At 67.6% G+C, this 9,180-nt stretch carries 9 protein-coding genes, 1 pseudogene and 1 riboswitch; of the genes and pseudogenes, 8 read left to right on the forward strand and 2 right to left on the reverse strand.

Annotated features, from left to right (window positions below):
- Positions 1-57 precede the first annotated feature (57 nt).
- The gene (locus tag I5M_RS16685; RefSeq protein ID WP_022722432.1) at positions 58-735 is read left to right on the forward strand and encodes an energy-coupling factor ABC transporter permease; all 678 of its coding nucleotides are present in this window, start codon (positions 58-60) and stop codon (positions 733-735) included.
- Positions 736-854: 119 nt separating this feature from the next.
- Here I5M_RS16685 and cobF read toward each other — a convergent pair whose 3' ends face one another.
- Positions 855-1,616: a precorrin-6A synthase (deacetylating) gene (gene cobF, locus I5M_RS16690; protein WP_022722433.1), complete on the reverse strand. Its 762-nt coding sequence runs from the start codon at positions 1,614-1,616 to the stop codon at positions 855-857.
- A 107-nt stretch (positions 1,617-1,723) separates the two neighbouring features.
- Between cobF and tcuA the strand changes: the two genes are divergently transcribed.
- The 6 genes from tcuA to cobJ all read left to right on the forward strand — a co-directional run bounded on the left by tcuA (position 1,724) and on the right by cobJ (position 7,104).
- Complete coding sequence (gene tcuA, locus I5M_RS16695) at positions 1,724-3,112, forward strand: FAD-dependent tricarballylate dehydrogenase TcuA (RefSeq protein ID WP_031336715.1); 1,389 nt, start codon at positions 1,724-1,726, stop codon at positions 3,110-3,112.
- Positions 3,099-4,202 carry a tricarballylate utilization 4Fe-4S protein TcuB gene (gene tcuB / locus I5M_RS16700; protein WP_022722435.1) on the forward strand — a complete coding sequence of 368 codons (1,104 nt, stop codon included), beginning with the start codon at positions 3,099-3,101 and terminating at the stop codon, positions 4,200-4,202. Before tcuA ends, tcuB begins: the two co-directional genes overlap by 14 nt.
- Before the next feature lie 19 nt (positions 4,203-4,221).
- A riboswitch (cobalamin riboswitch) is annotated at positions 4,222-4,421 on the forward strand.
- Between the two features lie 214 nt (positions 4,422-4,635).
- Positions 4,636-4,971: a hypothetical protein gene (locus tag I5M_RS16705; protein WP_148287891.1), complete on the forward strand. Its 336-nt coding sequence runs from the start codon at positions 4,636-4,638 to the stop codon at positions 4,969-4,971.
- On the forward strand, positions 4,968-5,603 hold the full coding sequence (locus I5M_RS16710) for a precorrin-8X methylmutase (protein WP_022722437.1): 636 nt from the start codon (positions 4,968-4,970) through the stop codon (positions 5,601-5,603). Before I5M_RS16705 ends, I5M_RS16710 begins: the two co-directional genes overlap by 4 nt.
- Positions 5,600-6,331: a precorrin-2 C(20)-methyltransferase gene (locus I5M_RS16715; protein ID WP_022722438.1), complete on the forward strand. Its 732-nt coding sequence runs from the start codon at positions 5,600-5,602 to the stop codon at positions 6,329-6,331. Before I5M_RS16710 ends, I5M_RS16715 begins: the two co-directional genes overlap by 4 nt.
- Positions 6,328-7,104 carry a precorrin-3B C(17)-methyltransferase gene (gene cobJ / locus I5M_RS16720; RefSeq protein WP_022722439.1) on the forward strand — a complete coding sequence of 259 codons (777 nt, stop codon included), beginning with the start codon at positions 6,328-6,330 and terminating at the stop codon, positions 7,102-7,104. Before I5M_RS16715 ends, cobJ begins: the two co-directional genes overlap by 4 nt.
- Here the strand turns inward: cobJ and I5M_RS16725 are convergent.
- On the reverse strand, positions 7,071-7,871 hold the full coding sequence (locus I5M_RS16725; RefSeq protein WP_244432025.1) for a cobalt-precorrin-6A reductase: 801 nt from the start codon (positions 7,869-7,871) through the stop codon (positions 7,071-7,073). The genes cobJ and I5M_RS16725 overlap by 34 nt on opposite strands.
- 15 nt (positions 7,872-7,886) lie before the next feature.
- Here I5M_RS16725 and cbiE point away from each other — a divergent pair.
- Positions 7,887-9,093 (forward strand): annotated as a pseudogene (gene cbiE / locus I5M_RS16730) (precorrin-6y C5,15-methyltransferase (decarboxylating) subunit CbiE).
- Positions 9,094-9,180: the final 87 nt, after the last annotated feature.

Here is a 9,180-nt window from a genome sequence, read left to right on the forward strand (position 1 = left end):
TGCAACGCTGAACTCGTCTCTCACTCTTTTCGAATCGAATTAGCAACGGAGCCTGTCATGCACATCGAACCCGGCGTCGTCGACGGCGCCAAGATCACGCTCAGCTACGCCACCGCCGCCGGCGCCGGCATCTATACGCTCGGCCTCGCCTGGCAGACCCTGCGCCAGCGCCGCGCGCTGTCGCTGGCGGCGCGCGGCACGCTCACCACCGCGCTGGTGTTCAGCTTCTTCCAGGTGCTGCCGCATTATCCGGTCGGCGTCTCCGAAGTGCATCTGATCCTCGGCTCGACGCTGTTCCTGCTGTTCGGCGCCGCGCCGGCGGCGATCGGCCTCGGGCTCGGCCTGCTGCTGCAGGGCATCTTTTTCGTGCCGACCGACCTGCCGCAGTACGGCATGAACGTCACGACGCTGCTGGTGCCGCTGTTCGGCCTGCAGGCGCTGGCGAAGCGAATCGTCGCGCCGGGCACGGCCTACGTCGATCTGCGCTACAGCCAGGCGCTTATGATGTCGACCACCTACCAGGCCGGCATCGTCGCCTGGGTGGCGTTCTGGGCGTTCTACGGCCAGGGCTTCGGCGCTCACAACATCGCGGCGGTGACGTCGTTCGGCGCCGCTTATCTGCTGGTGATCGTCTTCGAGCCGGCGTTCGATCTCGCCGTGCTGGGCGCCGCAAAGTCGCTGAAGGGCCTGCGCGGCAGCCTGCTGGTCGAGCGCCGGCTGCATCAGGCTGCGTAAGGCGACGAGAAAGAACTATCAACGTCATTGCGAGCGAAGCGAAGCAATCCAGCCAAGTGCACTTGGCTGGATTGCTTCGTCGCTTCGCTCCTCGCAATGACGGTGGAGAGCGCGTCGCCTTAGCGCGGCTTGCGCAGCAAGTAAGTATCCATGATCCAGCCGATGCGTTGCCGCGCCGCCTCGCGCGTCTGCACAATGCGGTCACGGACGTCGCCGAGGCGGCCGGCGATCAGGACTTCGTCGGGCGTGCCCAAATAGGCGCCCCAGAAAATCTCCGTGTCGGGATCAATCCGCGTGAAGGCCTGTTCGCCATCCAGCATCACCACCACGCTATCGGCCTCGATCGCGCCGGCCGGCAGCTTGCGACCGGTGGTGATGTGAACCGGCTCGCCGATACGGTTGAGCGCGATGCGATGCTTGGCGGCCAGCGCTTGTATGGCGGTGATGCCGGGGATGATCTCGTAGTCGAATGCCACGTCACCTCTGGCGTGGATCGACTCGATGATCCGCATCGTCGAATCGTACAGCGCCGGATCGCCCCAGATCAGGAAAGCGCCGCACTGTCCGTCAGCCAGTTCGTCGCGCAGCAGCCGCGTGTAGATTGCCTCGATGTCTGCATGCCAATCGGCGACATTGGCCTTGTAGTCGGAGAATTCCTTGGCGCGGACCGGATAGTCGAACGCCACCATTCGATAGTCGCGATCCGTGATGAATCGCTCGCAGATCTGAGTCCGCAGCGCGCGCAGCGCCTGCTTGTCGCGGCCCTTGTCCTGAATGAAGAAGACGTCGGCGCGGTTCAGTGCCGCAGCGGCCTGCATGGTCAGATAGTCCGGATCGCCGGCGCCGATCCCGATCAGAAGCAGCTGACGAGGCGCGCTCATGACACTTTCACCCAAGCAGTGCGCGGCGATCCCGCAACGGACACGCAAAGCATAGCGACGACGGCGACGCAAGCGTGGCTCCTCCCTGAGCCGTCCGGAGCAATGCGGTGAGCCAATTGCCGGCGCATTGCCACGTGCTGGTGATCGGCGGCGGCGCAGCGGGGCTGTGCGCGGCGATCGCGGCGCGGCGGCGCGGCGCCGAGGTGGTGCTGGTCGATCACGCCGCAGTCGAATGGCGCGGCGGCAACACCCGGCATGCCCGCAACTTCCGCGTCGTCCACGATATGCCCGACGACTACGCACCGGGCAGCTATCCGGTCGCCGCGTTTTGCGCCGATCTCGCCCGCGTCGCGCCGGATGGCGATGCGACGCTGACACAGCTTTTGGCGGAAAGCTCGGCCACACTGGTGCCGTGGCTGCAGGCGCAGGGCGTGCGGATGCAGCGCCGCGGCCGCGGCACCATGCCTTGGTCGCAGCGCACCGTGTTCTTTGCCGGCGGCGGCAAGGCGGCCGCCGATACGCTCTACGCCACCGCGCAGCAGATCGGCGCAACCATCATCCACGATGCCGAAGCTTGTGGCCTTCGAGTCGAGGGCAATCAGGTCGGAGCCGTCGAGCTGATCCATCGCGGTCAACGCGCGACGATCACGGCCGAGGTGGTGATCGCCGGCTGCGGCGGCCATCAGGCTAATCGCGATTGGCTGCGCGACAGCTTCGGGCCAGCAGCGGATTCGATCCATGTGCGCGGCATCGGCACGGTGCGTGGGCGGTTGCTGCGGGCGATGATGGATGCCGGCGCCGCAACGGTCGGTGATGAGCGCCGCGGCCACATCGTCGCGGTCGATGCTCGCGGGCCAGAGGTGGACGGCGGCATCGTCACAAGGCTGGAGTGCATCCCCTACGGCATCGTGGTCGATCGCAACGGCCGGCGTTTCGCCGACGAAGGCGGCGACACCAAGCGCACGCATTATGCGCGCTGGGGCGAGCGCCTGTTGGCCGCGCCCGGACAATTCGCTTACGCGATCCTTGATGACGACGGCATTCATCGCGCCAGCCCGACAGCGTTTGCGCCGATCCGCGCCCATAGGGTCGATCAGCTGGCGCGCGAGCTTGGGCTCGATCCACAGACACTTACGACGACTGTCGATGACTATAATCGGGCGATCGTGGCGGCTGACCCGACAAGTCCTACGGCCTGGCGCACATCGGGCCTCAGTCCGGACAAGACCTCGCAGGCGTGGCCGATCGTGCAGCCTCCATTCGCGGCCTTCCCGCTGCGGCCGGGCATCACCTTCACGCATTTCGGAGTCGCAGTTGATCCATCACTGCGGGTACAGCGGCAGGACGGCACGCGCTTCGACAATCTGCTCGCCGCCGGCATGGTGATGGCCGCGAACGTGTTGCCGCGCGGCTATCTGGCCGGACTCGGCGTCACCATCGGCGCGGCGTTCGGCCGGCTCGCGGGCGAGGAGGCGGCGCGTCATGTCGGCCGATGACATCCACGCCGAGGCCGAGCGCGCGCTGCGGCTGTGCTCGGCCTGCATGTTCTGCGACGACTATTGCGCAGTGTTTCCCGCCATCGCCGGCAAGCACGACTACTCGCTGGCTGATCTCGGCTACCTCGCCAATCTCTGCCACAACTGCCGGGGCTGCTATCACGCCTGCCAATACGCACCGCCACACGCGTTCGCGCTGAATCTGCCGCAGGCGCTGGCGCGGGTGCGGCAGCGCTCCTACGCCGACTATGCACGGCCGCGCTGGCTAGGACGAGCCTTCGCGCACAGCGGGATGGTGGTGGTGTTGGTGACGCTGGCCTCGATTGCGGCGGTCGCGCTCGCAGCCGATCCGGCAGCTCTGTACACGACGCACAGTGGAAATGGGTCGTTCTATCGCGTTGTGCCGCTCGCCGTGATGATGACAGGTGCACTAGCAGCTTCGGTCCTGCCACTGATCGCGCTCGCGTACAGCGCCGCGACGTTCTGGCGTGCGATCGCACCGCATGCGACTTCCGCCCAGCGCTGGCGCGCCCTGCCGCGTGCGCTCGGCGATGCGGTGACGCTGCGTTACCTCGGTGGCGGCGACGGCGGTTGCGGCGATCGCATCGAAGCGCCGTCCCGACGGCGGCGGCTGTTTCACCATCTGATGGTCGGCGGATTGGCGCTGAACTTCGCATCGACCATCCTGGCGGCGCTGTATCGCGGCTGGCTGCATTGGGAGGCGCCCTACCCGCTAGCCAGCGTTCCGGTTGGACTCGGCATCGCCGGCGGCGTGCTGACGCTGATCGGCACCTTTGGGCTGATCGCCCTGAAGCTGCGCGCCGACAAAGCGCCGACTGTGCCCGAGACAGTGCGAATGGACTACGCGATGCTGGGGCTGATCGCCTCCGTCGCGGCCAGCGGACTGCTGCTGCTCGCACTGCGCGCCAGCGCGCTGATGGGGACGCTGCTGGTGCTGCATCTCGGCCTGGTGCTGGCACTGTTCGTGCTGCTGCCGGCCGGCAAGCTGGTGCACGCGCCGTTTCGGCTGGCAGCGCTGTGGCGCTCGGCCATCGAACGCGCCCGTCCCCTCCGCAAAGCGCCGGATTGACAGTGCTTGCGTTCTGTCCCACAGATCGAGCGCCGATGGTAATCCCCTTGGGGATGAAAGGGAATCGGACGCGCGGCGCACTGGCCGCGCCAACCGAGCTGACCCCGCAACTGTGAGCGGCGAGCCGTCACCACAAAGCCACTGGACCTGATCGTCTGGGAAGGCGGTGCCGGCAAGGACCCGTGAGCCAGGAGACCTGCCGTCGCCTGTGATTGACGCCATTCCGGGCGGGGTGCTCCGGGGTGAACGAGTTGGCCGATCGGAGTGCAGGTCCGTTCGCCGCGAGTGATGAACGACATGGTCGTCGTTCGCCGCGACGGACGTAGAGATGCACTCAGCCCGGCAAGACGCCCCGCATAATCATGCGCCGCCCGTCGCGGAGGTCGTCATTTTGAGCGACTGCGCCGCTACACGCGCGCGCCTTGCGGCCGCAGTGGCCGCGTCGCATCTCAGCATCCAGTTGGATGATCTGTCGGGCCTTGCCGGCGCTCTGTCGGCGCGCGGCGTGCTGATTCATTTGTCCGCAGCCGCCGATCACCACGACGACGTGCTGAACTTTGCCGCCGAAATGGTTCAGCGCCGAACGGCGATGGCGTTGCTGCGAGACGACGACAGTGCCGACGACGCGCTGGGTCGCGTCTCCAATCTGCCGCCGTCGACGCTGCGCCGGCTACGCGCGCTGATCGCCAGCGACAGCCCGACCGCGGCGAGCGCTTTGATTGACCAGTTCGCCCTCGCCGCCGGCCTGTCGACGGAGCCAGCGCAATGAGCGAGGCATTTACTTACGAGAAGGATGGCGCCGCGATCTATCAGCGCTCGTTTGCGATCATCCGATCGGAAGCCGATCTGGCGCGCTTTTCCGCGGAAGAGGAGCGTGTCGCGGTGCGGATCATCCACGCCAGCGGCATGGTGGACGTCGCCGGTGATATCGTGATGACACCCGGATTCGCCGACTCCGCCCGCACCGCACTGATCACCGGCGCGCCGATCCTGTGCGATGCGCAGATGGTCGCGCATGGAGTCACCAGGGCGCGGTTGCCGGCCGGCAACGAGGTGATCTGCACGCTGTCGGATCCTCGCGTCGCCAGCCTCGCCGCTAAGCTTGGCACGACGCGCTCGGCGGCGGCGCTCGAGTTGTGGCGCGACCTGCTCGGCGGCGCCGTGGTGGCGATCGGCAATGCGCCGACCGCGCTGTTCTATCTGTTGGAGATGCTGCGCGATCCGGCAACGCCGCGCCCGGCCGCGATCATCGGCGTGCCGGTCGGCTTTGTCGGCGCGATGGAATCCAAGGAGGCTCTGCTCGAGGAGAAGCCGGTGCCGAGCCTCGTGGTTCGTGGCCGGCGCGGCGGCAGCGCGATGGCGGCCGCCGCGCTCAATGCGCTCGCGAGCGAACGCGAATGAGCAGATGCGGCACCATCTACGGCGTCGGCCTCGGCCCGGGCGATCCGGAACTGATGAGCCTGAAGGCGGCGCGGCTGATCACCGGCGCCTCGGTGATCGCTTACTTCCGCAAGGCAGGTCGTCCCGGACAGGCGCGGCAACTCGTCGACACTCTGCTGCCGCCAAGCGCCATCGAACTGCCGATGGAATATCCGGTGACGACCGAGATCGCGCTCGACGACGCGGCTTATGCAGAAACGCTACGCGAATTCTACGAGGATTGCGTCGCGCGACTATTAGCGCAGACCGAGCAGGGCGCGGATGTGGTCGTGCTGTGCGAGGGCGATCCGTTTCTCTACGGCTCGTTCATGCATCTGCACAGCCGGCTGATCGATCGCGTCGCAGTCGAGGTCGTGCCGGGCATCACCGGCATGAGCGGCTGCTGGACCGCGAGCGGCACGCCGATCACTTACGGCGACGACGTGCTCAGCGTGCTGCCGGCGACGCTGAGCGAAGCGCGGCTAACCGACGCGATGCGGAGCGCCGACGCCATCGTGGTGATGAAGCTCGGCCGCAATCTGCCAAAAGTGCGCCGCGCGCTCGCGACTGCAGGACTCTGCGACCGCGCCGTCTATGTCGAACGCGGCACCACCGCGCAGCAGAAGGTGATGCGCCTCGCCGACAAGCCCGATGACGAGGCGCCTTACTTCTCGATGATCCTGGTGCACGGCATGGGGCGACGGCCATGAGCAGCAACACGTCGCGCGGCTGGGTGGCGATTGCGGGGCTCGGGCCCGGCCCGGCCGAATGGATCACGCCGGAGGTCACCGCAGCGCTTGATGAAGCCACCGATCTGATCGGCTACGCGCCTTATGTGGCGCGCGTCCCGGCTCGCGATGGCTTGCAGCGACATGGCACTGATAATCGTGAGGAGTTAGGCCGCGCCGGCCACGCGCTGCGGCTCGCTGCGCAGGGTCACCGCGTCGTGGTGGTGTCGTCGGGCGATCCCGGCGTATTTGCGATGGCGGCGGCGGTGTTCGAAGCGGTCGAGCGCGGCGAGCCGGCGTGGCGCGAACTCGATATCCGCGTGCTGCCCGGCATCAGCGCGATGTTCGCCGCGGCCTCGCGGATCGGCGCGCCGCTCGGCCATGATTTCTGCGCCATCAATCTGTCGGACAACCTCAAGCCTTGGGAATTGGTCGAGCAGCGGCTGCGCCTCGCAGCGCAGGGCGATTTCGTCATCGCGCTGTACAATCCGCTGTCGAAGGCGCGGCCATGGCAGCTCGGCCGCGCGCTGGAGCTGTTGCGGACCGAATTCCCCGAAAGCGTGCCGGTGGTGTTCGCCACCGCGGTCGGCGATGAGCGCGAAGCGATCGATGTCGTGCCGCTCGGCGAGGCAAGACCTGAGCGCGCCGACATGCGCACGCTGGTGATGATCGGCTCGCGGCAGACGCGGCTGATCGCGCGCGCTGGCGGCGCGCCGTTCGTCTACACGCCGCGCTCGGTCGGAGCGGCGTCGTGAGCGAGCCAGCGCATCACTTGATCGACGCTATCGACAACCGGACGCTCGGGCACAAATGGCCGGCGTATCATCACGACCGGCAGGCCCAGATCACGCGCCGCCTCGATCTTGGCCACCGCCGCATCGCCACCGGCATTCTTGGCAACGACGAGGTCGGCACCGAAGCGCTTCAGCAGCGCGAGATCGCCGGCGCGATCGAACGGCCCTCGCGCCACGACGATCTCGACATTCGGCAATGGCAACGTTTCACGCGGCGGATCGACCAGCCGCACCAAGTAAGCGTGCTGCGGCTGCGCTGCAAAGACCGCGAGATTCTGCCGGCCGATACCGAGAAATACCCGGCGCGGTGCGCCGGCGAGCGACGCGACGGCAGCGTCGATATCATCGACATCGATCCAACGATCGCCACCCTGGCGCTCCCACGGGGCACGCTCCAGCGCGAGCAGTGGCACGCCGGCGAGCGCACAGGCCTCGACCGCATGCGCGCTCATCTGCGCCGCGAACGGATGCGTGGCGTCAACGACGCGGTCGATGCTGTGCTCGCGCAGATAGTTCACCAGTCCGGTGACGCCGCCGAAGCCACCGATACGCGATGCGATCGGCGGCGGCCGCGGATTCTCGGTGCGTCCCGCATAGGACAACACCGCGTCGATCAGCGGTTCACGGGCGACGGCAGCCGCCAGCCGATTGGCGTCGGCGGTGCCGCCGAGGATCAGCAGCCGCAGCGCTGGGGACGAGGCGTTCGTCATGTCAGGCAGCGATGACATGAGCGAGCCTTTGACATGAGTGAGCCTTGGCTGTCCATCGTCGGATTGGGCGAAGACGGCGTCGGCGGTCTCTCGGACGCGGCGCGCGAGGCGCTGGCGAAAGCCGAGCTGATCGCCGGCGGCGCCCGTCATCTCGCCTTGGCGGCTCCGTCCGGCAAGGAGACGTTGCCCTGGGACGTACCATTCGAAACTTCGCTGCCGAAGCTACTGGCGCAGCGCGGCCGCAAGGTCGTGGTGCTGGCCTCGGGCGATCCATTCTGGTTCGGCGTCGGATCGACGCTCGCGGCGCGGCTGCCGCTCGCCGAGATGCGCGTGTTTCCGGCGCCATCGACCTTCAGCATCGCCGCAGCGCGGCTCGGCTGGCCACTCGAACACATCGTCACACTCGGGCTCCACGCGCGACCGCTGACGCTGCTACGGCCGCACCTGCGGCCCGGCGCCAGGCTGATCGTGCTGCTGCGCGACGGCGACGCGCCTGCGCAGCTCGCCGACTATCTCAACGGCCTTGGTTTCGGTGCTTCGAAGCTCAACGTACTGGAGGCGCTCGGTGGTCCCCGCGAGCGCTTCCGCGCCGTCGCCGCACAGGATTACGCATTCGACGATGTACAGGCCCCCGTGGCTCTCGCCATCGACGTCGCGGCCGACCGCGACGCGTTGGTGATGCCGTGCACGGCCGGACTGCCGGACCAGATCTTTCAGCACGACGGCCAGCTCACCAAGCGCGAGGTTCGCGCCGTAACGCTGTCGACGCTGGCGCCCCGCGGCGGCGAATTGCTGTGGGACATCGGCGCCGGCTCCGGATCGATCGGCATCGAATGGCTGCTCGCCGATCGGCGCAACCGCGCCATCGGTATCGAGCCGCGCAGCGACCGGCTCGCGGCGGCCCGGCGTAATGCCGAAGCGCTCGGCGTACCGCATCTCGAACTGCGCGAAGGCTGCGCGCCCGAGGCGCTGGCCGGATTGCCGACACCGGACGCGGTGTTCATCGGAGGCGGCGCCACAGCAGTCGGGGTCATTGACGCCGCCTGGCAGGCGCTCGGCCCAGGCGGCCGTCTCGTCGTCAATGCGGTGACGCTCGAGACCGAGGCGCTGCTGATTAGTTGGCAGGCGCGGTTCGGCGGCTCGCTCATTCGGATGGCGATCGAGCGCGCCGGCGCGGTCGGCGGATTCACCGCGTGGCGAGCGGCGATGCCGGTCGTTCCAATGGAGCATTTTCAAATGAACCGGCTGATCATCGGCATCGGCTTTTCGCAGCGAAGCACGGGCCTCGTCGATCCGAGGCGCCATCATCGCGGCGCTGGCGTCTGCG

This window comes from Rhodopseudomonas sp. B29 (assembly GCF_000333455.1).
GTDB lineage: Bacteria > Pseudomonadota > Alphaproteobacteria > Rhizobiales > Xanthobacteraceae > Rhodopseudomonas.